The following is a 25,904-nucleotide window of genomic DNA, read 5'->3' as shown; positions in this document are numbered from 1 at the left end:
AGAATCTTTATTGTAAAAACCTTGAAAATCTTGGTGTAGAAATCTGACGGAATAAAATCTAGTTCATATTATTATTTGCAGGTAATAAAATGAAGTTTAGAAAGAATTTGATATTGAAACCCGATCTTCAGTTTTCCTACGATAAAAACTCTGAAAAACATTCAGATTGGCTGGAACTCCTATTTGATCTGATATTTGTTGCTGCAATTTCCCAGCTTGCCTTGAACCTCAATGGTAACTACACTCTAACTGTCTTTTTAGAGTCCATACCCATATTTTTTGCAATATGGTGGAGCTGGGCCGGTCAAACATTTTATCTCAGCCGTTTCGGTACAGATGACATGTTCAACAGGTTTCTGACCATGCTTCAGATACTCGTTGTTGCAGCCCTGACAGTGGATGTTAAAAATGCCCTGGGCTCTTCAGGGCCAGGATTTGCAATTTCATACGCATTTTTAAGGTTCATACTGGTTGCAGAGTACATAAGAGTTGGCAGACACGTACCAGAAGCAAGGAGTCTTGTGAAACATTACGTTGTAGGTTTTGGAGCTGCAGCCATGATATGGCTGATTTCAGCCTTCGTACCCACACCACTACGTTTTGCACTCTGGGGATTCGGTCTTCTTGTGGATTTTTTAACCCCATTAACAGCAGGAAAGCTTCAGGCAGAACTTCCACTTCATCCAACACATATACCTGAAAGATTGGGACTTTTCACCATCATACTCATAGGTGAAACCATTGTAAGTGTTGTTTTCGCAATCACAACCACTGGAGCAAACTTTATAACAGGATTTGCAGGTTTTATGGGTCTTCTTATAGCCTTCAGTATATGGTGGGGTTACTTTGAGGAGTCAGGTGGTGCTGAAGCCCATGTTCAGGAAGCAGGAACTCAAGTGGGTAAGTATCAGCTCTGGCTTTACTCCCACTTTCCACTGCTTATTGGAATCGTTTCAGCTGCAGTTGGAATCAAACATGTGATGTACACTGGCTGGGGAAATATTATGCCTGCAGGGGAGGTCTGGCTTTTTACAGCGTCCCTGGGCCTTGCACTTCTATCACTCACTGCAATCTTCATATCCTCCTACAGCCTGGAAACCTGTAAAAAATGGGAGCTGCAGATATTCAGAGCACCTTACTATGTTATAATAGGTCTGGTGGTACTTACAGGATTTTTAGGTTCCCTATTTTCAGGATATATGATACTTGGAATTTTAACCCTGCTCTGCATCGTGAAGATGATTTTAAGCTTCAGAGAGCCTCCAACAGTTTGTAAAATGTACAAATGACTAAAAATAGTTTGAATCCAATACGTAAATGTTACTCACAGAAATAGGTACAGATGAAGGAATGATTGTTTTATACTCTTTGAATGAGAAAATAGCCGCTGAACACGAATATTCCTAAATAATATAGCATGACTTATACGTCCCTTTTCAGTTAGTAAAAAATAACTTTTAAATTATCTCTATTTTTTTTATAACCCATTCTAGGGGGAATAATTCTTTTAGGATGTTGAAGAGATATAGTATGGGGGATGTTAATTTATGAGTGGGAGCGATGAATGGAATGTTGTTGAAAGAATATTGCGTAATGTATTAAATGAAGATGATACTGAAAAATTGGTATACGCATTGAAAACTTCTGTGAAACACGATTTTGAAAGGGTTTTGAATGAGTTTATAAAAAAGATAAATGAAACAGTTGAAATTCTATTAATTGGAAATGATCCAAAGTTTATGCATGAATTAATTACAACATTTAGAAGAACAAACCTTACTACTAGCATCCGCTTTACAGGAAGTGTGGAAGAAGCATTTAATATGATATTCCAAGAAGGCGTGTTTGCTGATTTTCCTATAGCTAATATAATAATATTTGATTTTCCGACCTTACGCAGTGAAGGTCGATTGGAAATTCTAGAAGATATTATGAAAAAGAAGAGTATAATAAAAAATGTACCGGTGATTATTTTAACTGATGATTTTGAAAAATTGAAACATTTAGAGAAATATCACCCGGATCTATTTTTAACTAAACCCAATAACTTGGAAGAATACAAAAACGTAGTTGAATCCATAAAAGAATTCTGGCTCACCTATACATCGAATACTGAATAGGACCCCAAAATATGTGAAAACTCCACGCTTTACATCCCAACAAATATCGCTCATTAGTCACCAAAACTAAAGATAAGCCATTTTCATTGCTTCTGGAGATAGGGAAATTGGAGTCCTAAAATAAAAAAAGAATACATAAAATGGATATTAAATTAAACTATTTTTTTAATGGAGATGGTTTTTTATGGAAAATATTGGCACTGTGCTTAAAGGGTTTATTTTGGCAATTGCATTTACGGTAGTTTTAACTAAATTAGGTGTTGGATCAGCGGTTGTTGGTTTTCTACTTGCAGGTATGATCGTTGGTTACATTTCATATGGGCTTGCTGATGGGGTGATTAATGGAGCGCTTATGGGTGTTGTAGGTGCATTAATATTGTGGTTACTAATCTTATTCAAAGGTCAATTTGCTACGTTTTCTGCACAATTATCAACTTATATCCCATTAAACACACCTCAAGAATTAATAATTCTAATAATCATGGGTGCAATAGGCGGTGCAGTTGGCTCATTATTACCCAGATTAAGGCGAAAAATCAAAAGAAACAATAAAGATCAAAGAGACTGAGACATATTAAGGGATGCATGAAAAGTTAAAATGATGAATGTGAAGAGGAGGAATAGACTTTTATATTACATCTTAGGGATATTTCCGAATTTCCGATGCTTTTAATTTTTCATAATATATTTCTCCAGTACCATGAATTGAAACAAACTTAACATCCCATTTCGAACTTTTTTCAAATTCTGTTTTAATTAACCCGTCTGTAGGTATTTCTATAGATTTTATATGATTTTCATTATTTTCAAATTTTATTTTAATCACATTTCCATCATCAAGTATTATCAATTGTACTTGATTTTTATCTCGTTCAAACTCGGTTTTACCTTCTAAACCTGGAACTATTTTCACTTTTTTAATCAATAATGCTTTCCCCATCAAATATCACTAATAATCAATTAATCATTCACCAATATAAAGCATGTTATTTGGTACTCTAAAAATGCTGAAAAATTGAAAACACTTACTAATTGAATTTTTTTTATATAAATAATCTGGGTTTAAGTTAGATTTTATTTAAAACGTGCATATACTTCATTTTATCTTAAAAAATGATGTATTATCGTCCATTTATAGTTCTTGTTAGGAATTTATAAATTAATTTTTAACAACATCCCAATAACCGGTTTCTGAACTACTACTCTTTATTAAGATAGCCTTCATCTTCCAGAATATAATTCTTTAAAGTTTCCCATATTCACCATAAAATATTCTAACATCATTTTACTTTCTTTTAAAGTTTTCATTGGTTTCAGGTTCAAATGTAATTGGACCATTTAATCCGTCCTTACTGGATTCTATGGTGTTTATTGCTGATTCTAATTCTGCATTCCAAATTTGTTGATCAATTATTAAACGATGAAATATGAATCCTATAACTAATGATATTGCTAAAAGAATCAATGCATAGAACATTAAAGTTAAGATGTATTGGTTAAATGTCATATCTTCTAGTGTGATGAAGGATAAGAATATGGATACTACAACTGCGAAAGCGAAAACAAGGGCAATGATCAGTAATAATCTTTTGTCTTTGTCTTTTTCCATAAATGCAGAATATGCTGCTATGGATAAGGAAGATCCTGCCACACTAATAACCATGAACGGAGGTATTAAAGTGTTAATATCCATTTTTTTAGACACCTCTTATAATTTTAATTTTTTCAACCTATGTAGCATTGCTGTTTTAGTATATCCTCTTTGGTGAGGGGTTTGGCATGCTTTAACATTTTTTTAAATGCTTGTTCATAGAATTGTATTAGTTCGGGGTTGGCATTTTTAATTCCAGTTGCGCCACGTTTTTCGGTGTGTCTATGGACTTTTTCAATGAATAAATGCTTTTTACTGAAGATCATGTAATGTTTTGTAGGTCTTTGAGGAAGAATTAAATATTTTATGAACTTGTGATTGGCAAGAACTGTGTATATTTCACTTTTATCCTCACACCATATTTTAGGGCCACTTATAACTGTTATTGATTCAAAATTGTGGTTAACTGCGTGTTTAATGACCTCTTGTGTACCTTCGTCAAATTCTCCGACAACAATTTTGAGTTCTAATTTTTCAGTGATTTTTCCTTTGCCCTTTCGGTTTTTAAGATCTTCAATTACACTAAATCTCCATATTTTTCGTTTATACCTTTCTTCACTGTGAAAAAGAACAATTTCATCCCCATAACGCTTACTATAATGAGGGTTATGTTTATATAACTGTTTTATTAGACTAGCAGCTATAACTACAATGAATATGGTCAGTAATGTTAAGATTTCAAGGTTAAATTGAATTTGGGTACCTCCTTAAGAAGTAGAGTAAATACTTTACTCACAGTTGGTTTACGGATTTTTAAGGAGAACATTAATATTTAGATCTCATCCATCCACACAAATCATATTAATAATTTAAAATTTTGCCATATTAAGCGAAAATTATATAAAATTGTGATCAATAAAATATTTATTTCTTTCCTTTTTGTTTAATTAACACGATATTTCAGCTCACATAAATGATCTAAAATATATAAAGATTATTTTGGTATTTTTACTTAATTAAACCAATAAATCTTTATTAACCTTTACTTTTTATAATAAGCACTGAAAATGAGTATCATATTTTATGATAGAATAATTTAAACTTATTATTATTATAATTTGTACAAAAAATAAAATTATGGATAACTTCCTTCAGAGATTATCTTTTGATGGTTTATTGCCTGTCATCAAAATCCGTCATTATGTGAGTTCCATCACAGAAAGGTTTATTGGATGATTCTCCGCAGCGGCAAAGGGTAGCTCTGTTACGAACTTCATATACAGTTTCATCTGCTGATTCTATAGATATTCCTCCACGGACCCATAGTGGGCCGCTTACACCTTTTTCAGGTTCTTCAGTGATTGCGATGGATGGTTCAAAGTCAGGTTCAATTGGATTTCCAGTTTCCTTGTCCCAAACTACAAATCTTCCGGAGTTACAGTTTCCAGCTATCTTAATTGCTGTTTTTTTAGATTTATGATCGTCGGAGTGTCTGACTAAATATCCAATTCCACCTGCACGGTCGCAGAAACCAGCATGGTTACATAATCCATAATTGTCTGTTAATAATAGATCTGGACCTTCCATTTCCTTAGCATTATTTACATAAAGTTCTTGACCTGCAGTTTCAGTACCTTCAAAGCGGATTTTTTCATGGGTTCCATCACAATAAGGTTTATTTTTTGAGTGCCCACATCTACAAAGTGCATATTCTTCTTGTAATGGATATTTCTCTTTTTCAACCCATTCACAGGGATAACCTTTTTTATCAGTTTTGATTGCAAGTTTTACGAGTGGAATATTACCAGAAACTAAAAATGGACCATTTTTAACTATTTTAATGAGTTTTTTATTGTTTGTCAAGTTTATTCACACCTTCATGTATAAATTCTATTTTTATATCCAAAATTTTAAAAACCTTCAGTCAGATATCTCCGCGAGATTGTCCATCATTCCGCCCCGTTTTGATGAATTTCAAAGCGTCCTGTTTTTTTTGAAAATCTTTGAACATTTGTCGTTACAACATTTCAAACCATTTTTATCTGTTTTAAGTTTAGATCCGCAGATAGGACAGAATAATTTATCCATTTTTTTTCAGTATCCTACGAATCTTTCGAATTGTTCTTGTTCGTGTACAAATGTCCAGTTTTGAGCATCAAACCCAGTTATCTGCTTTGCTGTATGACAAAAACATACTTCTTTAATAAGTGCCATGAAGTCCTCTTTAGACATATTGAATGTTGTTAATGCATCTTTTAAGAGTTCATCCGGGATGTTCTGTTGACTTCTGTATGATTTCCAGGCCAAGCTCCAGACTACTTCCTTCTCATTGGAGTTGCGGAAGTCCGTGACCATATTGAGTTGGCCGTGCAGAACATTGATCCTATTTTCACTCCTAATGATTTGTTCTTCTTCATCCCTGATTTGCATTTTGATTTTAAATTCATCTGTGTCTTGTGTTTCTAACATCATATTCAACGTGCCATCTATGACTCTGCTAATGTTTGGAATTTGTTCTTTTGCTTGTTTTACAGCGTTTTCATCAAGTGATAGTTTTAAAGGAATTTTTTTACCGGTTTTTTCAGCCATTTTTTTTCTTACCTTTTTTTATTTAATGTCTATATTGTTTTATCAGGATACGAACGAAATTTAGGTACTTATAGATTGAAAATTAGTAATTAACGAACTTAGAATGTTTTTTTTAATAAAAATCGATAATATTAGTTTGATTTTAAAGGCCTTAATACTTTGTAAATTTTTATTAACTTTTCATTGTATTCGAGTGTATGAAAAGTTTTTTGGAATTCTTTGAACTTTGAATGTATATTATCCAGAATAAACTCTCATTATACGGCAATATAACTTTAAATAGATTAATATAGAAAAAAAGATATTGAAAAAGAGTAAAAAACAGTTATTTTATTGGACAAAACCTGTCCGACTCATTTAAATTGATTTTTTTAATTACTGTATAAATCCTAATTGTTTCCAATACGCTATCATAATAACTTATTTCATTAAGTAAACATCCTTTTATATTTAAAACATCATTGGGTTTGGAATCTACCTTTTTGTTTTCAATATATCTCTTAAATGACTCTAATTCATTTTGTGGTATTGTGTCATGTATACATAATCCTTTATTTTCAGCCATTTTGAACCCCCTTTAACATTCCTACAATGATATTGATCCTCTGGAGATATGGATTTAGCCCTTTTGATATTATTTTTATTATGATGGAGTTTATGACATTCCCTGGTGTTTTAAGTCCTAAATGATTACGCAGACCATTAAACACAGGAAATAATGCATCCCATAAAAGAGTTTTATTTCTTTTTTTAAAATAAATTCAAAGTTTAAAAAAGGGTTAGTATTCTTTTGGAAAATTGATTTAAAAAAAGTTTAATTAAATTCAATGACATCATTTATGACTTATTTTCTGGTTTTGTGATTTGATATGGGTTTTCAGTCCCATAAACCAACACATTAAATTTTATTTTATTTTTGAGTAGGTCTTTAGGGATATAAATCCTTGAATAGTAAGGATTCATCTCTTTTTTAAGTTTTATTTTTGATTCTAATTCTTTCAGTCCTTTAATCTCTTTATTTTTTATATCAAGATCCATAGTTTCACCTTTTTATTCAATTTTCAAGAGTTTCAAGAACTTTCTGTTTTTATTTCACATTTTGATGTTTATTTCATATCTTGATGTTTATTCCACATCTTGATGTATATACATTGTATGAACTTACTTATACTCTTGTAAAAAAAGGATAAAAATCATTTGATTATTTCATTCAATTATTTAAACTTCTTTTTTACTTCTTTTTGCTTTCTAAGAAATATTACACAAATTTTGTAAAATAAAACTATTTAAAATGGAAAATAGGTCTAAATTAAGGCATAAATCAGAATAAATATCTCATGAATAAACTGGTTTACTCATGGAACGAACCAAATATTTACTCAGGGATGAACTAATTAGGATAACTGAAACCCATTATAGCATTACAACTGCTTTATCATCCCCTCAACTATGGCCTTCAGTACCACACCATTTACAGGGAGATCGTAATGGTTGCCATGGGCCGTGACATTAAGGCTTGATTTATCAGTGTTGAGGAAGTACTCTGTTTTCTGCTTGTTTTCCCGCTGAGATGCTATCCCATCTTTATAAGCTTCTATCGACAGGACCTTTTTCAAGTCAATGTTGATTGTGCGTTTGCTGCCTGCAAATATCAGCCTCCGGGTTGTGAGGGTGAGCACTCCACTGTCTATTTGCCTGAGCTCTTCATGGGACTCGCTTCGAGCCTGCATACCCCCAACCCTGAAGGACACACCCTTGGCAACCCTGATACTTGGTCCGCCATACATTCCACTTGTCTGCCTCACAGCCCTGGGCTCCCAGAAAGCAATGTTGTGCAGTACAAGAACCGCGTTTTCATTCTTTTTCAATATAACAGGTGATGCGGGTTCTGTGAACCTCACATTCCCGGCCCTTGCATCAGCAATCCAATTGTTCAGGTCGCTTGTTCTTTGAAGTGCCTGGGACATTCCCCCGTTTGCGATGCTGGTCCATTCAGATTCTGTAAGGGCCTGCTTACCATAATTTTTCCATGCAGGATTGTTTGTATCTGAAACCCTGGATAATGTATAATTTTGGCCTTTTTGTGTGAACACCGCTCCACAGTGCTGGCAGCGAAGTTCGCTCTCGTTGACCAGACCGAATAGTTTCTTTTCGGTGCAGAGGCTTAAGGTTCCATTTTTACAGACAGGGCACCGATCTCTCCATGATGCAGTTTTTGGAGGGTTTTTAGCTTCTGAATTTACATTTGGATTTGAGGGTATAGCCTCATGAAGGTTTTCCTGTGCCTCTTTAGACTGTAATCTTGCCTTTAAAGTTTCCACGTATTTATTTAACCTGTCTTTATCTGCGTTTGTTGTGATGTTTATCTTGTAAGGATTTTCCTTATCCTGGATGATGGTAACGCTGACAATCTGCGGGCTCACGCAGATTAATTCTTTATTTAATGCCCTGATCTTTGAATCTATCTCATCTATCAGATCCTGAAGAAACCCATCGAAATCATTTTTATCCATCTTCGTGTTGTTGAATTTATGTACAAGGTCCATGATCTCATGGTTACATGCTTTCAGTGTGTCCATGTCCTTCTGGAAGTTTTCCTTGCTCAAGGATTCTAAATGTTCAACATCGTCCCCCACCAGCTTAACATCTTTCAGACTAGGTTCCACACCTTTTGCACTCTTCTCAGGTACACTCTTTTTTGAATCATCCTCAATGTCTTTTTCATAGATTAAATGAGCACCACAGTTAAAACAATATTTAGCCCCATCTGGATTCTTTTCTCCGCACTGCGAACAGTAGACCATGGAAATCACATCTCCCTTTTTCCAGTTTATAACTTATATTTACGGTTACATGAAATATATATACTGCTTTTTAAGTTTGGGAAAAAGGAATCTGAAACCATTGAAACAGTTTCAGTTGATTAGAAATAATTATGAACAGAAATAAATTAAAAATAGTTTGGATCGTCAATTTCAAGGAAATTTCTGCGATTTATTGACATTATTTTAAGAATACTTTAATAGTTCCCAAGGACCTTTCAACAGCAACTTCCTCTATTTACCATTCCAATAAAAATTGATATTTCAAAAGGGGATGTTAAAAGATTTTTTATTTAGATCCAAAAACATTTGAAACTTAAAACCTTCAAAAGTATCATACAAGTGTAAAAAAAGATAAAAAGAATGGATAAGGATCTAGATCAAAATATGCATGTAACTTAAAATTAAGGCTAAGGCACCTACTATCCAGCAGTAGTAAGCGAATATTCTGAGGGTTGTGGCTTTTATTATTCTTATTAAAAGTCCAATTGACAGGTAACCAAATATTACTACAGCCAGATAAGCAGCTATGAGTGAAACTGAACCGGTTCCATAGGATAATGACCCAATATTTTTAAATTCTACTGCAACTGCTGCTGCTATTACTGGTACTGCCATTAAAAAAGCGTATCTTGCTGCACATTCTCTTTCAATACCTGAGAACAAACCTGCAGTGATGGATGAACCTGATCGTGATATTCCGGGAAACAGAGCAAGTGACTCGAATATACCAATGAACAATGCATTTTTAAATGTAATCTCCCTTACTTTCTTGTTTCCTCTTCTTGCATATTCCGAGCTCCATAATATGAAACCGTTTATAATTAAGAAGATGCCTACAGCAACCACACTGTTGAAAAGCATTTCAAACTGTTTCGTAAACAATATGCCTGTTATACCGGCAGGAATGGTACTTACCAACAGAAGCCACGCTAATTTCTTATAAGAATCATCTTTTAAGCCGTTTTGAAATTTGCCCTGGAATATGTCCATAATGCTGGAGACAAAAGCAACTACGATCTTTATTATGTCTTTCCAGAAGAAAATAACAATGGCAGTAAGCGTACCTAAGTGGAGTAAAGTGTTGAATGCAAGTGCTGATGAATTACTGGGGAAAGTCACACCCATTGCATGTGTTGCTAGAATAACCTGTCCCGCACTGGCCACAGGTAAAAATTCAGCCAACCCCTGAACTATCCCTAAAATAATGGCTTGAATAATATCTATTTGATCTCCTCCTATAACTTTAAAACTAGCTTTCATCTATCTTATTAATTTTCTTATTGTATATGCTCAGATAGTACAATTAAGGCTTAAAATACCAAGGATTATTTTTTGATATATATCAATGGCAAACATGATCATAGTCACGGTCCGTTTAGATATCTATTTTATAAATTATTCGCCTTTTAAGGCATTAAAGCTCGCGTTGAGAAGTTCGTACGTCATATTGCTAGCTTCAGTATTCCCAACCCATTCTGGTATTTCATAAACAAATACTGGGAATCCTGCTTGGGTTAAAGGTTCATCTACCTGGTTTATTGAACTGCTTTCTCTACTATCTGTTGAACCGGGATAGTAATTGAATTGAGGGAGTGATTGATTCACAGCCTGACCTAAAGTAACAGATTTATTGTCATGGGTTGGTGTAGCAATGTAGTAACCAGTTCCGTAGCCCTCTTTATGGTCATGGCAGATTATCACAAGGGAGTCATTGGATTTTTTAATGTCCGGAATCACGTACTGTGCAACTAAGGCTTGTCCATTGCTACGTCCGATACTGAAATCTTGTGGATCGTCTGTTACATTGACCTGGTAATTAATAATTTCCACATTATTTTGAAGTGCAAATTCTTTAACCACCTGCGGAACAAGGTCAGTAGCATGAAGCTCCCTCGGATGCATACCCGTAATAACTGCAATTTTAACTTGAGGCGAACCTGAAGAAGCATAAACTTCCTTTGTAACGTAACCTTTACTATTTGAACCAATTTTTGAGTTATTCATGTTAGCCAGTAAAAAGAATGTCCCAGCAACCACAATGCAGATACTGATCATAATTATTATAACTTTGTATTTTCCTTTCATAATACCACTGTTAAACCATAAATAATCTTAGTTTCTTGTATTCTGTAAAAAAAAGGTTATTTCCATATTTTGCCTAACGTGCAATGGGTTTTTAACACTTTTTGAGTTACAGTGCATTAAATATTTCCATTAAAAACTTATCAACGTTTTATTGTTTTATCTTACATGAAATACAGTATTCTTTAAAAAAAATAACCCCACATATTTCTGGGTCTTAGTTTTTTGAGTAATATTTAAGTAGTTATTCCTTAATTTGGCCCCAATCTTATCCCATCTCCATTTAAAAATTTGGGTATTCAAAAAATGGAAGTGTTTGAAAATCTTAACCAGATATCATGGATCAAATCAAGGAAAATTATAGTGATATTATGGCTTTTTGAGGGATGCGCTATTTATAATTTGCTGAATTTTTCGTATTTAGAAAGAATGGGTTCAAATTGGGGTGTAACTGGGGAATAAATATTTAACCATAACTTCTAATATAAAAGGAATAGTTCAAAAAGATTGAAAATTAATATTTTATTTTAATTCAAGTAATTTTTCACTCAACGAAGGGAATACTGAACAAATAAACTAATTTAAGAGAGAAAAAAAATGGATTACCATAAGTTTAGAAATAAATATTTACAAATTGTTGTTAGGAATATTAACTTTCACATCGTATAAAGAGGCTGTCTCATAGTTCAGAATTTGCAAAAAAATAATGGCAAATAAAGGTTTAAGTTCCAAAATAAGCAAAATTATACATGTCAAAAGTAATCATGAGAACCATCATAAAACAAAAAAAATAGGTAAATCTTATAGGACCCCATTAATCTGTAATTGTTTAAAAATAGAAATTCATGTTCTTGTAATGAATTTAAACAAAAAAATTTGAAAAAGTTGATATAAATTGATTAACAGGAGGATAGTACTGAATTTTTTGTTTGTGATGTTAGTTTTAGGATTAACATTATATTCTTACGAGGGTTACCACAGTAACACCACCTATCCTGAAAGTCATTCTATAGGACAATCAGATAAGGTTCTTGTGGTGGCACCCCATCCTGATGATGAAACCATTAGCAGTGCGGGGGTTATACGGTATTGTATTGAACATAATATCCCTGTAGAAGTTCTTGTGGTAACCAATGGTGGAGATTCTAAAAGTATAGGAAATCAAAGACATTCCGAAACCTTAACTGCAATGGGAAAATTGGGGCTTAAAAGTGATAAAATTATATTTTTGGATTATCCTGAAGGTTTAAGATTTTTATTCAATCAAAATTGGGATTACAAAAATCTATACGAAGAATCTGATGGTACATCCCACTCCAGAAATTCATTTTCATATGATTTAAACGCACCATATTGCGGTGAAAATCTAGTCAATGAATTAGAGCAGGTAATTGGAGATTTCAAGCCAACAATAATAATTTATCCTGATCCAAATGATAAAAATACAGATCACTGGGCAACAAGTGCATTTATAAACTATGCAACCACTCAGATGAATTATAAGTGCATTAAGTATGGCTATTTGGCCCACGCTTATTCACTCTGGCCTTACCCTCGAGGATATAACCCAAATTCTTATTTAACACCTTCTCCAGAACTTTCAAACGAGGCATCATGGATAACATTTCCATTAAACAGATATGATGAAGCACTCGAATTTTTAGCAATAAAATCTTATAAATCCCAGATTACACCAGACTCATCATACCTGATATCATTTGTAAAAAGAAATGAATTATTCTCAGTTTATCCTGATTTAAATATATCTGTACAGAATAGATCAACGAACTTCCTCAAAGGATCAGTGTTTCCCCCAACCCTCTTTAACGACCCTGAAAATGACCTCATGGTTAATGACATCTTTAACGACCCTGAAAATGAACTGATGGCTAACGATATAAGATATTTAAATGATTTAAATCTCAATAACACAGATTCCTTAGATCTAATGGCAGTAGGATTTGAAATGGATAAAAATACCACTTGGATCTCCCTAAAAACAAGAAATGGTATTTCAAATAATATTTTTTACGATTTCCATTTAAGAACATTCGCAAGCAACGGCACCAACAGAATTGACATTCAAATTATGAACGGAAGGGCAAACTACCAAATGATTTCACAAAACAGTGTTAAATCCAACCTTAAAATAAAAACAATTGTTAAACACAATGGGATTATAATAGGAATACCATCAAGCATGATTAACAGTAATCAGTTCATGATAAACGCCGATGTATCGAATAAACAGGGAATTGTTGATACAACCGCATGGCGTACAGTAGATATTACCTGAAGCATATCCAATTTGAAGCATATCCAAGAATTAAAAAGAATTCTAAGAAGTTTAAAAAAGAATTTCAAGGTTTTAAAAACCCTTATTTATTATTTTTTCAAGTTAAAGAAATATATAAAGCTTCATTTCATAAAATTCAATTATTGGGTTTTCTTGTGGCTGACGGAAATATCTGTACAGTAAGGCTCCAAATTTAAGGCAATCCTTTTTAACAGTTCTTTATCCGGATTCTTTCTACGATTTAAAATATATTTTGGAACTGTTTCTGGTACCAGAACCATGTATCTTTCTGGTTTTTTTACTACCCGGAAATCTTGATTTATGAAAGCCACAATAGCTTCCATCCACAACCCTGGAATTCCTCTCTTTGTCATGAAATTTTTGAGATTCACAACATTCCTTACTACTTGGGAACCCGGACTTTTTGATGTTTCTACATACTTTCCGTTTTTGTAGTAAAACCATTTATTACCGTTTATACGGTACTTTCCACTGTAATTTTTGGTTTCTATAACAAATACTCCACTGGGGCCGATAACAATATGATCTATGTTTCCACCTTTCCCAGGTAGTTTAACATCGTTGAAAATAAAATAATCCTTTGGAAGGGTTTCAAGACATTTGAAAACCTCATTTTCACCTTTTAAACCCTTGATCCATGAGTAACCTTCCGCACCATTTACAGCCTTTTTATATTCTCCCCATAGGATAGATAAGGCACCAATTAAGATCAAAACCAAATAAAACATGTTATTAAACCCAAACGCTAAAATTAAACTTAATAAACTGATTAAAAAACCTGCTATAACCATTTTAATTCCAAGATTTTTTTCAGCAAGGTAAGAGTATGCTTGATGCTCAGTGTAAGTTAAACCTTCAGAAATACGGTCTCTCACATATTCATCATCTGAATTCTCACTATTGTTCCCATTTTCATAGTAATCTTCGAGATATTTAAAATAAACTGGTTTATTGCCACATTCACAAACAAAGTTTTCAGCTTCCATCTCATCTTCAGATTCGTAGTAAATGTTGCATTCTTCACAGATCAAGTAGCCCATTGAAACACCAGATTTTATATTAAAAAATCATATTTATTATTATTTTCCATTTTAATCTGTTGAAAATTAGTTGTAGGGCCATTAAAGAGTAATAAATAAATATTTATAGTTATTAATGATTGATTTGATTTAAATTAGATGGAGAAAATACATGTTGAAATTTAAGAAAAAATGTGATGAATAAACTCTTTAAACATTTAAGATTAGAAATGCTTTTATTTGATTTCAAGTATAATCAATTCCTTCATTATAGGTTAATCCACCCCAAAAAAATAATTTTAAAAAAAAATAACGACTCAACCTCTGTTATTTTGATCCTTAAAAAAAAGAAAATGGGGTAAATTAGGTTTATTTTTTCCTTGGTGCTAGTGTTCCACCGAGTACTGCAAGTACTGCAAGTACTAATCCTGCAATTGGCACACCAGTGGTTTGCATTGGCACGGTTTTTGTGGTTGATGCTGCATTCACAGTTGCGGAGTTTGCTGTTGAGTTATTGTTAGCACTGTTTTGTGTTTGTACGTTAAGGTTAAATGATGTTAATGGGTCTGTGTTCTGATTGAATGTATCTGATGTTATCGTTGGCAGGATAGAGTAGCTTCCAGCTCCTGATGCCCTGACTGTAAGATATAGATATGGATCTCCCACGGCCACATTGGTTAAGTTCCAGGTTATTGTCCGGTTGGTTGGGTTGTAGGTCCATGTTCCATTGTCTACAGTTGCAGTTATAAATTCTAATCCTGCGGGTATCTGGAAAGACATTGTAACGTTTGTTGCATTGTCTGGTCCATTGTTACTGAGTTTGTAGGTTAATAAGAATGTTTCACCCACATTAGGATTACTATTCGAGTTTGTAACGTTCAGGTACAGGTAAGCTGAGGGGTTCAGTGTTAATAAGGTATTATTTGTGGAATTTAAGTAGTTATTGCTTCCTGAATAGTCTGCAACGACGGTGTAATTACCGGCAGTCCATGTTGTTGGTATTGTCCATGTTTTGATGGCTGTGCCGTTAGAAACGTTTGCAGAACCAATATTGTTGTTGTTCACTGTGAATGTAACATTTCCATCAGTCACGTTGTTTCCATTAAAATCCACCAGATTAACTGTGAAAGTCACATTCTGACCAGCATAACCACTAACACTTCCCATAGTAATAGTAGTTGGATTTGGAGTCACAGTCAAGTTCGTACTATTGGTAGAAGCCAAATAATTAGTACCAGAATAATTTGCAACGACATTGTAGTTACCTGCAGTCCAGTTAGTTGGTATTGTCCATGTTAGGATGGCTGTGCCGCTAGAAACATTCACAGTGCCAATATTGGTGTTGTTCACTGTGAATGTTACCTGCCCATCAGTCACGTTGTTTCCATTAGAATCCACCAGATTAACTGTGAAAGTCACATTCTGACCAGCAAAGCCACTAACAGGATTCACGGTAATGGTGGTAGGTATGCTATCACTGGTTAAATATGCAGTGTAATTAGCATATCCCTGGTAAGGTGACGTGCTCTGGTTTAGTGTTTCTGCGTAGTTGGAAACTGTTCCAGTCTGGTTAACAATTACTTCAATGGCCAGCCATCTTTGACTACCAATCATGGTTGACAGGGAGCCTACATTCCAGTCTGTGCCGTTGAATGTATAGCTAGGGTCATTAAAAACCCACGCTGATTCTGTATTAGGATATGATCCCACAGTACGGTAAACATAATAGTTACCGGTCCATGTAAGACCATTTAACAGATCCCGAACATTTATTGAAGTGGTATCCGGTCCCAAGTTGTGCATCTTCACAATGGCGTAAATCTTGTCATTGTAATAAGCAGCGGTTATAACACTACCCCATGGAAGATCCCTGAATTCATTGGATATCCCCACAAAAGACGCAGGGAGAATGGTTACATATGCTGAAACGTTCTGTTTATCAGTTGTGGCATTGATCTGTTGAATACCTGCACTACAAGATGTGAACAGTATAGAAGCAGTTCCATTAGTTGTTGTTACGGTTAATGGTTCATTCAAACTACCTAGGATGTTGCCAATTAAACTGAAAGTTACTGGAAGTCCATCAGGTATATGACCATTAGAGGGGTCCAATGGACTGGAAGAACTACCATCACTGCTATGATTGTTGAAACTCACTATGATTGAACTGGTCTGGGTGTTGTTGATGGTGCTGGGGGTTGCATTGACAGTTAAAATAACCCAGGGATTAGCATCCACAGGACCATATATGAGGTTAGTAACCGTTGTTGGATCAACATTAGATCCCCACCAGTTATTTTCTGCATTTATTACCCTATTTATACCCACATTATATGCAAAAGCACTACCTAACCCGGCTGAGTTATTGTAGAACCTGTTAAAATTAGCTGTTAAAGCGGCATTATAAACATAGATGGCACCACCACCGAAACTATCAGGAATCGGATCTACAGAGTTTCCAACGAAGTTACACCCAGTAACAGTAGAATTACTAAGGCTATATGCACCGATAGCACCACCGCACCAGGATGCAACCCCCTTTACAGAGTTATACATGAATGTGCAGTTAGTTACATTGCAGATATTTAGATATGCAATAGCACCACCACCGTTTAATGCAGTGTTTTTAGTGAATGTGCAGTCTGTCAAAGACATTATACTTTGGTACGAATCGCTGTAGATAGCACCACCCCAATGAGTTGCAGTGTTTTCGGTGAATGTGCAGTTCGAAATGGACAATATTCCATAGTTTAGGATAGCACCACCATCATATGCGATTCCGTTGGTAAATGTCAGATTACAGATGGTGACATTCACACCAGGTGAGATATGGAATATCCAGTTAGTGTCTGTTCCATTAATTATGGTTCCATTCTGGCTTAGGCCCTGTATGGTAATGTTCTTATCAATTGTGATATTGGTGTTGCCTGTTCCAGAGTAAACTCCATCTGCAAGTTGCACGGTCCCATTTTCATCAACACTACTTATTCCTTGAGCCATTGTTTGATATGGATTGTCAATTGTTCCAGTGTTAGAGTCGTTTCCCCCGGTTGCGTTAACATAAACAGTTGAAGCTGCACAAACACTTGAGGATGTTATGACAATGAGAAGACCAATTAAAACCATCAATATCAACATTTTAGTTGTTGTTTGTTTTTTCACGTTTTTCACCTCCTTCATGCTCGTTCCGGATAAGATATTATCTTAATTTCGTATCCATTGTTAAGTAATACCTTCACAATAATAAAACTTATGATTTTATCCTCAAAATACGGACAATCAAATTGTATAAAAACAATTTACAAAAAATATCAACTCCATGGGAGATAATACTCTTAAATTAAACAGTTCCGCAATATATTAACTAAAATATGAAAATAAAAATCATATATTACACTGCAAATTGATAAAAGAATACAAAAAATATCCAATACACACGTAAACTGTTTAACCACAACAAATAATGCTATTCACAAAAAACACAAATAGAAAAAGAATTCCAGGTCCTGTGGTGCACCCGTGGGAGGTTCAGCTCCAAGTCTTTACCGAGTCAGGCTCAAATGACCAAATCTTTGCTACCCCGAAATCAGGTTATCCTTCAAATACAGTTTTAAAGGGTTTAAAATAGTCTTTCAAGGATGAATTCAGGTCTGTCACATGCACCTGCTGATTATTAATATTCAATTATGAAAGTAGTAATTCACATTTTAATGTAGAATCCAAAATTAGATTTATCATTTCTTCGCAAACACGATTTTAAATTATTATAGCCTTAAAAAAAAGAAAAATGGGATAAATTGGGTTTATTTTTTCCTTGGTGCTAGTGTTCCACCGAGTACTGCAAGTACTGCAAGTACTAATCCTGCAATTGGCATACCCGTGGTTTGCATTGGTACTGTTTTGGTTGTTGATGCAGCGTTCACTGTGTTACCATTAGAGTTGCTCTGTTCCTGTACATTGACCGTGAACGGTGCTAATGACTCGGTGTTACTGTTATATGTTTCTGAGGTTATTGTTGGTGTGATTGTGTAACTTCCACTTCCCACTGCCTTAACTGTAAGGTATAGGTAAGGATCTCCCACAGCCACGTTGCTGAGCGTCCATGTTATGGTTCGGTTGGTTGGGTTGTAGGTCCATGTTCCATTATCCACACTTGCAGTTACAAATTCCAAATCAGATGGTATCTGGAACGATACTGTAACGTTCGTTGCATTGTCCGGTCCACTGTTACTGAGCTTATATGTTACAATGAATTTTTCACCAGCACTTGGGTTCTTCTTTGAACTTGTAACGTTCATATACAAGTACGACACGGGATTCACAGTTAACAGTTGTGTAACTGTTTGATTATCCGTAGTTGCATTGAGATTACCTGTTCTAGCGTTGTTTGCTGTGAATAATGATGTTGCAATACCATTAACCGTTGTGGCGGTTACAGGACTGAAACTTCCCAGTGCACTGCTGTAGGTTACAAGCGTTCCATCAGGTATGTGACCTGTACTAGGATCGAATGGAGTAACTGTAGTACCATTATACTGGTTGTTGAAATTAACTGTGACTAAACTGCTTTGAGTATTGTTGATAGTGGTTGGTGTGGCATTTATTGTCATGTATAACCAGTTTAGGGGATTTGACATTCCATATAGGAGGTCTGTCCATACTGGATTATTAGAACCCCACCAATTAGACTTAGCATCTATAACACCATACTCATTATAAATAGCACTACCAAAACTTGCAGAGTTATTCACAATACTAGTAAAACTAACAACTGTAAACTGATAATTACGATTGTAGATTGCTCCACCTTTTGTTGCATTGTTGCCTGTGAGTGTGGAATTTGTAACTGTTAAAGTAAGATAATAGCTATTGTAGATCGCTCCACCATCATTTGTTGCATTGTTTTTAGTAAGTGTGGAATTTAGCACTGTTATTTTACCATAATCATTGTAGATGGCTCCACCATCATTTCCTGCGTTGTTTTTATTAAGTGTGGAGTTTGTCACTGTTACATCACCATCATTGTAAATGGCTCCACCATCAGTGGTTGCAGTGTTGCCCGTGAGTGTGGAGTCTGTAACTGTTACAGTACTACTGCCACCATTGTAGATTGCTCCACCAATATATCCTGCAGTGTTGCCTGTGAGTGTGGAATTTGTCACTGTTACAGTACCCATCATCGCATTGAAGATTGATCCACCATTATATGTTGCATTGTTGCCTGTGAGTGTGCTGTTAGTTAAAGTTAAAGTCCCATAATTTTCGATCGCTCCACCGTAACATGCTGCGGTGTTTTTGTTAATTATGGAGTTTGTTACTGTTAAATTACCATAATTGTTGATTGCTCCACCATCAGTGGCTGCAGTGTTGTCTGTGAGTGTGCATTTTGTAACTGTTACAATACCATCCATATTAGTGATTGTTCCACCATTACTTGCGGTGTTGTTCTTAAGTGTGGTGCTTGTCACTGTTAAAGTACCATCATTGTAGATTGCTCCACCATAAGTTGTTGCGGTGTTGTTGTTAATTATGGAGTTTGTTACTGTTAAATTACCATCATTAGTGATTGCTCCACCATTACGTGCAGTGTTGTCTGTGAATGTACTGTTAATTACCGTTAAACTTCCACCATTCAAAATAGCACCACCATTATCAATTGCAGTGCTGTTTGTTAGTGTTAAGTTGGTTATGGTAACTGTTATTCCAGGTGCTATGTAAAATATACTGTTTCCACTTTGTTGTCCGTTGATTATGGTGTTCGTAGGGTTTTCACCTGTGATTGTCATGTTAGTGTTGATGTTTATTCCGGATTCGTTGTAGGTTCCCTGTGCTATGTAAATTGTTCCGTTTGTTGCAACGGTACCTGTGGCATTTGTTATAGTCTTTTTTGGCCCGCTTGTAGTATTATATATTGGCAATAATCCATCCCAACTATCATTTCCTTGTGTACTAACATAAATTGTGGAATTATCTGTACCGGCTGCACTTACAGCACTAATACCAGAAAATATTAAAACACATATTAGTAACAATAAAGGAATTTTAATTCTTATTTGCTTGTTTTTAGGTTTCATCTTGTCTTTTTCACCTCCTTTATGCCCATTCAAGGTATAAAATGAATATATTATCATACCCGAAACAAGATAATATTTTCACAATAAATAAAACTTTCGATTTTATCCTCAAAATACGGACAACTAAACCGAATAAAACCAATTTAGGGTCTTAGATTTTTTAGGTTTCTTAAAGCTTTTGTAGGGCTGTTTTGGAGTTGTAATCTCGTGTTTTGATGAGCCCTGCTAAAAATACAATTCGAATAATGGTTCCTTTGGGGATGTTGGTGTATATTTTTCAGGCTTAGTCCTGATTTGCACAATTTAAAAAAAGTCTTCAATTTTACCACACCATCAAGTATGTTAAACCCATTTAATGGAGTTTTTCAATGATTTCAGTCCCAAGGTTTAAATATAATCTCTAATCATAGAATGTTCAGTGATATCCCATAATTATTACGGTTCATTAGACAATGGTTGGGGGCATGACATTTGTGGATTTAAGTAGGACATATACGTCAGAGGATGAACTAAACGAATTAGAATATGAATTAAACCCGGCAAAAACAGCTTTAATTTCTTTTTTAGAAAAAAATCTCCCAGGTAAATGGAAGATATTCATCGAACCTTATTTAAATGGTTCTTATCCTGATTTAATCCTTTTAAATCCAGATAGTGGAATTATGATCTACAAGATCATGGATACCTCCTCCAACAGCACCCCTGAAATGGATAAAAAACAGCTCGACTACTACAGAAACAAGATCATCCAGGAATTAGTTCCAGATATGGCTGAAAAGATGGACATTAACTCAAAGATATTTGTGGTTATCCAAACTGGGGTTTATATCCATGATCTATCTGGATCCCAGGTCCGTGAAAGGTATTCTGATTACCCATACCTTACAGCCTGTGGTTACGATGATCTGGAGGAGTATAATTTAACCAACGTTGTTCCAGGTGCTGAGTTTTCCAGAAGTAAGTTTATGGAACGTAAATGGGCCGGTGAACTTGAGTCATGGCTGAAACCATCCTACCACCATGATAAACGTACAGAACTAAAATTAACAGGAGAACAGAAAATACGTGCCAAACCCCAACCAGGACATCGTAGACTTCGAGGATCAGCCGGAAGTGGGAAAACACTGGTTATAGCCTACAGAGCAGCCCAACTTGCCTCAGAAGGTCATAAAGTACTTGTGATCACCTACAACCGGACCTTATGGTACTACATTAAGGATTTTGTGGATAACACCCCTTACAACTTTGACTGGGCAAACATAACCTTCAGACATTTCCATGGATTCTGTCGCGACATTTTAAACGAACTGATGGTTCCAATGGGTGATATAGAGGATGTTCCATTTCTGGTTGAAGAATCTATCAATGGTGTGGATATAGAAAAATTCAAATTCGATTCCATACTCATTGATGAAGGTCAGGACTATGAATGGGATTGGTACAACCTTTTATCCCAGTTTTTAAACGAACGTGACGAGCTTTTCTTTGTCTGTGATAAAAAACAGAACGTCTACGAACGCGAACTCAACTGGATCGATAACATGGGTAAATTTGAGGGTAAAGTTAAATTCAAAGGAAAATGGCCAGAATTAAACACTGTTTACAGGCTTCCAAAGAAAATAGCAGATTTTTCCAATAAATTCAGTGAAGAATATGGTCTGGATCAATCAGTTCATATGGACTATTCCCAGGCAACTTTACTGAAGGATTCAACCTTATTTCAATGGAAAAATATTCAAACTGCAGACTGGCTTTCAGAGGTTAAGGAAGCTTACGAAGTGATAAAAAAACAGGGAGTGGTTGATAACTCCCAGATTGTGATCCTGATACCTAAAAACAGTATGGGTGTTGAGCTTGTGGAGTTTTTTACCGAACAACAGGTTGATGTGGACCATGTTTTTGTGGTGGATGGTAAAAGAGATTGGAGAAACAAAAAAACCTTTATTTCAGGAAATGGACGTTTAAGAATCAGTACTATCCACAAGTTCAAGGGATGGGAAGCAAACAACGTTATAATGCTCATACCGCCAAAATGGTCTGTAGATGAAAATCTGGATTCAATAGTTTACACTGCCATGACCCGAACCCTGAAAGATCTGATAGTTCTCAACTCCAATGAAAGGTACTGGGATTTCGGGAAAGAATACGAAGAAGATTAACCTGAAGTAGGGTTGAATTCAAGATTAATTTTTTTTAAAAAAGAGGGTGTCTCATGATTACTTTTGACATGCGTAATTTTGATTATTTTCGAGTTTAAAACATTATTTGTCCTTATTTTTTTGCAGATTTTGAACTATGAGACAGCCTCAAAACGCTTAAAATGGAAAACCTAGAAGTTCAGGAACAGATATAATATTTTGATTAAAAGGGTTTAATTCATAATGCTTTTTTTTCTGAGTATGAATAAATAATTAAATTTATAATAAAGAAGCTCAGTAATCAGATATAGAGTGTGAATATTAATTCTTTCTATAATAACGGGGGGATTATTTTGGGGGAAAAGTTAGAAGTTCCAATAACGATTCTGGATGAAATCTGGGTGAAAACTCTGGAAGTTTTAATGACAGAGGAAGAATTTAAGCCAGAAACTGTTGAAAAAATCCATAAAATAATGGAAAAGGGCAAAATAAATCCAGACAGTATCATTGCTGCCTTAAAAGAGTAGGGTGTCAGTAATGAAACTGATGGAACTGGAAATAAAAAATTTTCGCGGTATTAAAAGCCTGCAAATCAAACCACATGGCAAGAATTTTCTGATACTGGGCCCCAACGGTTCAGGTAAAACTACCATAGTTGATGCAATTGATTTTCTCCTCACAGGAGAAATATCCCATATGAAGGGTAATGGAACCCGGGGAATTACACTAAAAAAACACGGCCCCCATGTGGATTCTGCACCTGAAGACTCCATTGTAAAGGCACTGGTCAAATTACCTGGAATTGAAGATCCCGTTGAAATTAAACGCTCACCCAATCATCAAAGAACGTTGATCTGTGATGAAGCTGTAAAGAAAAAAATTAAACCAACATTGGAAATGGCTAAAAGAGGACAGCATGTTTTAACTCGACGTGAAATACTCAACTACGTGAATGCAGACTCAAGCACCCGATTCAAACAGATTCAAACACTCCTCAAGATCAAAGATGTTAAGGAAACCCGCAAAGCACTGGTTAAAGTTAAAAATGCCCTGAAAAATGAGTATGATGCTGCAACAAGTTCATTAAATTCAATTAAAACCGCCATCATATTCAAAACTGGGTCTGAAACATTCAACGAAGAGAAAATAATACTTTTCATCAACAACAGCAGGAAGATCCTTGGTGGAAAACCCATCAATCAATTAAACGCATCGATTTTAAAGGAAGATATAGTAGCACCTGCCTTCATCAGGGATAATAACATAAACACGGAACTGCTTGGTGAAGATATTAAAAACGTTCGTAAGATAATTTCAGATGAAGATTTAGGCATTTTTGATCTTGAATTACGTGGTTTGAAGGCCAAATTATATTCAAACCCCCATCTTGAAGATGCTGTAGATGGTTTGAAGTTAACACGTCGGGGACTTGAATTAATGGATGTTGATAAATGTCCCCTGTGTGATACTCCATGGGCACCTGGAAAACTCAAAGATCACCTGAAAAATAAGATCAAAACATTTGAAGCTGCAGCCCATGATCTTGACAGAATAACAGAGCTCTTAAATGAATTAAAAGAAAGTGCAGATAATGTTAAAGTTAATTTGAAAGAAATAACAAAATCAGCGAAGATCTTAGAATTAGAGAATGAATCTGAAAAACTTGAAGTATGGATGGATGATCTGGAACGATTCTCTTCACTCATTGAAAGTGAAACATATCTTAATCCAGATTTTACCCACAGAAGGGTTGAAGTTCTCCTTGCACCGGATGATCTGTCCCAAATTTTAGATAAAATCTATTCTGCAGCCAGTATAAATTCCCCAAAACCATCCATGGAACAGACTGCCTGGGACAATCTTACAAGACTTGAAGATAATCTTAAAGCATTTGAAGCTGCAGATAAAGAGGAAAGATTATCTCATGAAGCTTATAAAAAGGCTGAAATTCTTTTAAATTCATTTTTAGAGTCCAGAAACTCCATTTTGGATGATCTTTACAACGAAATCAAGGATCGTTTTGTTGAACTTTACAGGCAGATCCACGGGGATGAAGAAAATTTTGATGCCCTCCTTGTTTCAGATGGTGCAGGACTGGATTTCAAAGTAAATTTCCATGGAAGGGGAGTGAATCCTCCCCATGCACTCCACAGTGAAGGTCATCAGGATACCATGGGCATCTGTCTTTATCTGGCCCTTGCAGAACATATTACAGAGGGTTACATTGACATCATTATCCTGGACGATGTGATGACATCTGTGGATGCACCCCACCGCAGGGAAATATGTCGTTTGCTTGCAGGTTACTTCAAGGGGCGTCAGTTTTTTATCACAACCCATGACAGGACCTGGGCCAACCAGCTCAGAACCGAAGGTGTGATAAATACCAGACAGGTTGTGGAGCTTTACAACTGGAATATTGAAACAGGCCCCAGTGTGAGTTCACATGGAAACATATGGGATGGGATAGAAAATGATCTCATAGCCCATGATGTGAGTTCTGCGGCCTTCGAGCTTAGAAGGGGATCTGAAGAATTTTTCCGCTCAGCATGCGACCTTCTGCAGGCTGAGGTGATATTCAGGGATAACGGCAGATGGGGTTTGGGAGATTTCATTCCTGCAGCCCTCAGTAAATATAAGGAATTGTTAAAAAAGGCTAAAGATGCTGCCAATTCATGGGGTAATCGTGACGAAGTTTTAAGATTAAAAGAAATTGATGATCATTCCAGGGATGTGTTTGAACGCCTTAATGTGGAACGGTGGGCTTTGAACACGAGCGTGCATTACAATAACTGGGCTGAATTTACTGTGGAAGATTTCCGACCTGTTGTTGACTCTTTTAAGGATCTTTTTGATGTTTTTCAATGCCCCCAGTGTGATGGGATGCTGAGGGTTTCTGGTAGGGGAGAGCAGGCAGATAATGTGAGATGTAACTGTGGGGCTGTGAATTGGAATTTGGATAAGAAACCGTGATTAACTATTCAAAAATTCCTAAAAATTCTTTTTAAACTTTTCTTAATTATATTTAATTAAAAAAAGTTAGGTTGTTTCAAACTGTCAGATAAAATTCAAATTTTCAAAAGAAGTTTTTTTTCAAGAATTTTAAAAAATTCTGATTTATTAACCAGATCTAATTTTACCAATAAATT

20 protein-coding genes and 1 pseudogene are annotated in these 25,904 nt (G+C 35.2%); 7 read left to right on the top strand and 14 right to left on the bottom strand.

Translation table 11 applies throughout. From position 1 onward, the window contains the following. Positions 1 to 89 precede the first annotated feature (89 nt). The 3 genes from MSWAN_RS04280 (at position 90) to MSWAN_RS04270 (ending at position 2,688) form a co-directional block, all read left to right on the top strand. A complete protein-coding gene (locus MSWAN_RS04280) occupies positions 90 to 1,289 on the top strand; it encodes a low temperature requirement protein A (protein ID WP_013825382.1) in 1,200 nt (399 codons plus the stop codon). Between the two features lie 258 nt (positions 1,290 to 1,547). Further along, positions 1,548 to 2,120: a response regulator gene (locus tag MSWAN_RS04275; protein WP_013825381.1), complete on the top strand. Its 573-nt coding sequence runs from the start codon at positions 1,548 to 1,550 to the stop codon at positions 2,118 to 2,120. 184 nt (positions 2,121 to 2,304) lie between these two features. Beyond that, positions 2,305 to 2,688 (top strand): DUF5518 domain-containing protein, encoded by a 384-nt coding sequence (locus MSWAN_RS04270; protein WP_013825380.1) that lies wholly within the window; start codon positions 2,305 to 2,307, stop codon positions 2,686 to 2,688. 72 nt (positions 2,689 to 2,760) lie between these two features. On the opposite strand, the gene MSWAN_RS04265 is transcribed toward MSWAN_RS04270, so the two are convergent. From MSWAN_RS04265 to MSWAN_RS04220, 10 genes are all read right to left on the bottom strand, one after another. Beyond that, positions 2,761 to 3,060 (bottom strand): hypothetical protein, encoded by a 300-nt coding sequence (locus tag MSWAN_RS04265; protein ID WP_013825379.1) that lies wholly within the window; start codon positions 3,058 to 3,060, stop codon positions 2,761 to 2,763. 345 nt (positions 3,061 to 3,405) lie between these two features. Next, positions 3,406 to 3,813: a hypothetical protein gene (locus tag MSWAN_RS04260; protein ID WP_013825378.1), complete on the bottom strand. Its 408-nt coding sequence runs from the start codon at positions 3,811 to 3,813 to the stop codon at positions 3,406 to 3,408. 32 nt (positions 3,814 to 3,845) lie between these two features. Beyond that, positions 3,846 to 4,037 (bottom strand): hypothetical protein, encoded by a 192-nt coding sequence (locus MSWAN_RS13045; protein WP_013825377.1) that lies wholly within the window; start codon positions 4,035 to 4,037, stop codon positions 3,846 to 3,848. A gap of 847 nt (positions 4,038 to 4,884) precedes the next feature. Then, a complete protein-coding gene (locus MSWAN_RS04250; RefSeq protein WP_013825376.1) occupies positions 4,885 to 5,574 on the bottom strand; it encodes a CDGSH iron-sulfur domain-containing protein in 690 nt (229 codons plus the stop codon). 231 nt (positions 5,575 to 5,805) lie between these two features. Continuing rightward, positions 5,806 to 6,300, bottom strand: a complete 495-nt coding sequence (locus MSWAN_RS04245; protein ID WP_013825375.1) for a hypothetical protein — start codon at positions 6,298 to 6,300, stop codon at positions 5,806 to 5,808. Positions 6,301 to 6,625: 325 nt separating this feature from the next. Beyond that, positions 6,626 to 6,865: a hypothetical protein gene (locus MSWAN_RS04240; RefSeq protein WP_013825374.1), complete on the bottom strand. Its 240-nt coding sequence runs from the start codon at positions 6,863 to 6,865 to the stop codon at positions 6,626 to 6,628. 272 nt (positions 6,866 to 7,137) lie between these two features. Continuing rightward, the gene (locus MSWAN_RS04235) at positions 7,138 to 7,338 is read right to left on the bottom strand and encodes a hypothetical protein (RefSeq protein ID WP_013825373.1); all 201 of its coding nucleotides are present in this window, start codon (positions 7,336 to 7,338) and stop codon (positions 7,138 to 7,140) included. A 383-nt stretch (positions 7,339 to 7,721) separates the two neighbouring features. Next, positions 7,722 to 9,104 (bottom strand): zinc ribbon domain-containing protein, encoded by a 1,383-nt coding sequence (locus MSWAN_RS12235; protein ID WP_013825372.1) that lies wholly within the window; start codon positions 9,102 to 9,104, stop codon positions 7,722 to 7,724. 393 nt (positions 9,105 to 9,497) lie between these two features. Continuing rightward, positions 9,498 to 10,385 carry an undecaprenyl-diphosphate phosphatase gene (locus tag MSWAN_RS04225; protein ID WP_013825371.1) on the bottom strand — a complete coding sequence of 296 codons (888 nt, stop codon included), beginning with the start codon at positions 10,383 to 10,385 and terminating at the stop codon, positions 9,498 to 9,500. Between the two features lie 135 nt (positions 10,386 to 10,520). Continuing rightward, the gene (locus MSWAN_RS04220) at positions 10,521 to 11,210 is read right to left on the bottom strand and encodes a hypothetical protein (protein WP_013825370.1); all 690 of its coding nucleotides are present in this window, start codon (positions 11,208 to 11,210) and stop codon (positions 10,521 to 10,523) included. A 931-nt stretch (positions 11,211 to 12,141) separates the two neighbouring features. Between MSWAN_RS04220 and MSWAN_RS04215 the strand changes: the two genes are divergently transcribed. Further along, on the top strand, positions 12,142 to 13,503 hold the full coding sequence (locus MSWAN_RS04215; protein WP_048187902.1) for a PIG-L deacetylase family protein: 1,362 nt from the start codon (positions 12,142 to 12,144) through the stop codon (positions 13,501 to 13,503). A 140-nt stretch (positions 13,504 to 13,643) separates the two neighbouring features. On the opposite strand, the gene MSWAN_RS04210 is transcribed toward MSWAN_RS04215, so the two are convergent. From MSWAN_RS04210 to MSWAN_RS13040, 4 genes and pseudogenes are all read right to left on the bottom strand, one after another. Continuing rightward, on the bottom strand, positions 13,644 to 14,564 hold the full coding sequence (locus MSWAN_RS04210) for a nuclease-related domain-containing protein (RefSeq protein WP_013825368.1): 921 nt from the start codon (positions 14,562 to 14,564) through the stop codon (positions 13,644 to 13,646). A 348-nt stretch (positions 14,565 to 14,912) separates the two neighbouring features. Then, positions 14,913 to 17,705 (bottom strand): Ig-like domain repeat protein, encoded by a 2,793-nt coding sequence (locus tag MSWAN_RS04205; RefSeq protein WP_048187900.1) that lies wholly within the window; start codon positions 17,703 to 17,705, stop codon positions 14,913 to 14,915. Positions 17,706 to 18,346: 641 nt separating this feature from the next. After that, the gene (locus tag MSWAN_RS04200) at positions 18,347 to 20,617 is read right to left on the bottom strand and encodes a DUF11 domain-containing protein (RefSeq protein ID WP_048187898.1); all 2,271 of its coding nucleotides are present in this window, start codon (positions 20,615 to 20,617) and stop codon (positions 18,347 to 18,349) included. A gap of 169 nt (positions 20,618 to 20,786) precedes the next feature. Then, positions 20,787 to 20,940 (bottom strand): annotated as a pseudogene (locus tag MSWAN_RS13040) (IS5-like element ISMefo1 family transposase); the annotation flags it as partial. 141 nt (positions 20,941 to 21,081) lie between these two features. Here MSWAN_RS13040 and MSWAN_RS04195 point away from each other — a divergent pair. The 3 genes from MSWAN_RS04195 (at position 21,082) to MSWAN_RS04190 (ending at position 25,728) form a co-directional block, all read left to right on the top strand. Next, a complete protein-coding gene (locus tag MSWAN_RS04195) occupies positions 21,082 to 22,776 on the top strand; it encodes a UvrD-helicase domain-containing protein (RefSeq protein ID WP_144011546.1) in 1,695 nt (564 codons plus the stop codon). Positions 22,777 to 23,108: 332 nt separating this feature from the next. Then, entirely contained in the window at positions 23,109 to 23,282 is a 174-nt protein-coding gene (locus tag MSWAN_RS12725; protein WP_013825364.1) for a hypothetical protein, read from the top strand. A gap of 10 nt (positions 23,283 to 23,292) precedes the next feature. Beyond that, a complete protein-coding gene (locus MSWAN_RS04190; RefSeq protein WP_013825363.1) occupies positions 23,293 to 25,728 on the top strand; it encodes an AAA family ATPase in 2,436 nt (811 codons plus the stop codon). The last annotated feature ends 176 nt before the right edge of the window (positions 25,729 to 25,904 follow it).

Origin of the sequence: Methanobacterium paludis, assembly GCF_000214725.1 — an archaeon.
In the GTDB taxonomy this organism is placed as follows: domain Archaea; phylum Methanobacteriota; class Methanobacteria; order Methanobacteriales; family Methanobacteriaceae; genus Methanobacterium_C; species Methanobacterium_C paludis.
The sequence above is the reverse complement of the archived record's forward strand: the minus strand, read 5'-3'. Positions and strand labels throughout refer to the sequence as shown.

Coding starts and splice junctions, on each gene's coding strand:
- MSWAN_RS04220 (WP_013825370.1), bottom strand. CDS start 11,210: ATGAAAGGAAAATACAAAGTTATAATAATTATGATCAGTATCTGCATT.
- MSWAN_RS04235 (WP_013825373.1), bottom strand. CDS start 7,338: ATGGATCTTGATATAAAAAATAAAGAGATTAAAGGACTGAAAGAATTA.
- MSWAN_RS04280 (WP_013825382.1), top strand. CDS start 90: ATGAAGTTTAGAAAGAATTTGATATTGAAACCCGATCTTCAGTTTTCC.
- MSWAN_RS04275 (WP_013825381.1), top strand. CDS start 1,548: ATGAGTGGGAGCGATGAATGGAATGTTGTTGAAAGAATATTGCGTAAT.
- MSWAN_RS04200 (WP_048187898.1), bottom strand. CDS start 20,617: ATGAAACCTAAAAACAAGCAAATAAGAATTAAAATTCCTTTATTGTTA.
- MSWAN_RS04240 (WP_013825374.1), bottom strand. CDS start 6,865: ATGGCTGAAAATAAAGGATTATGTATACATGACACAATACCACAAAAT.
- MSWAN_RS12235 (WP_013825372.1), bottom strand. CDS start 9,104: ATGGTCTACTGTTCGCAGTGCGGAGAAAAGAATCCAGATGGGGCTAAA.
- MSWAN_RS04215 (WP_048187902.1), top strand. CDS start 12,142: ATGTTAGTTTTAGGATTAACATTATATTCTTACGAGGGTTACCACAGT.
- MSWAN_RS04245 (WP_013825375.1), bottom strand. CDS start 6,300: ATGGCTGAAAAAACCGGTAAAAAAATTCCTTTAAAACTATCACTTGAT.
- MSWAN_RS04210 (WP_013825368.1), bottom strand. CDS start 14,564: ATGGGCTACTTGATCTGTGAAGAATGCAACATTTACTACGAATCTGAA.
- MSWAN_RS04190 (WP_013825363.1), top strand. CDS start 23,293: ATGAAACTGATGGAACTGGAAATAAAAAATTTTCGCGGTATTAAAAGC.
- MSWAN_RS13045 (WP_013825377.1), bottom strand. CDS start 4,037: ATGATCTTCAGTAAAAAGCATTTATTCATTGAAAAAGTCCATAGACAC.
- MSWAN_RS04260 (WP_013825378.1), bottom strand. CDS start 3,813: ATGGATATTAACACTTTAATACCTCCGTTCATGGTTATTAGTGTGGCA.
- MSWAN_RS04195 (WP_144011546.1), top strand. CDS start 21,082: ATGACATTTGTGGATTTAAGTAGGACATATACGTCAGAGGATGAACTA.
- MSWAN_RS04225 (WP_013825371.1), bottom strand. CDS start 10,385: ATGAAAGCTAGTTTTAAAGTTATAGGAGGAGATCAAATAGATATTATT.
- MSWAN_RS04265 (WP_013825379.1), bottom strand. CDS start 3,060: ATGGGGAAAGCATTATTGATTAAAAAAGTGAAAATAGTTCCAGGTTTA.
- MSWAN_RS04270 (WP_013825380.1), top strand. CDS start 2,305: ATGGAAAATATTGGCACTGTGCTTAAAGGGTTTATTTTGGCAATTGCA.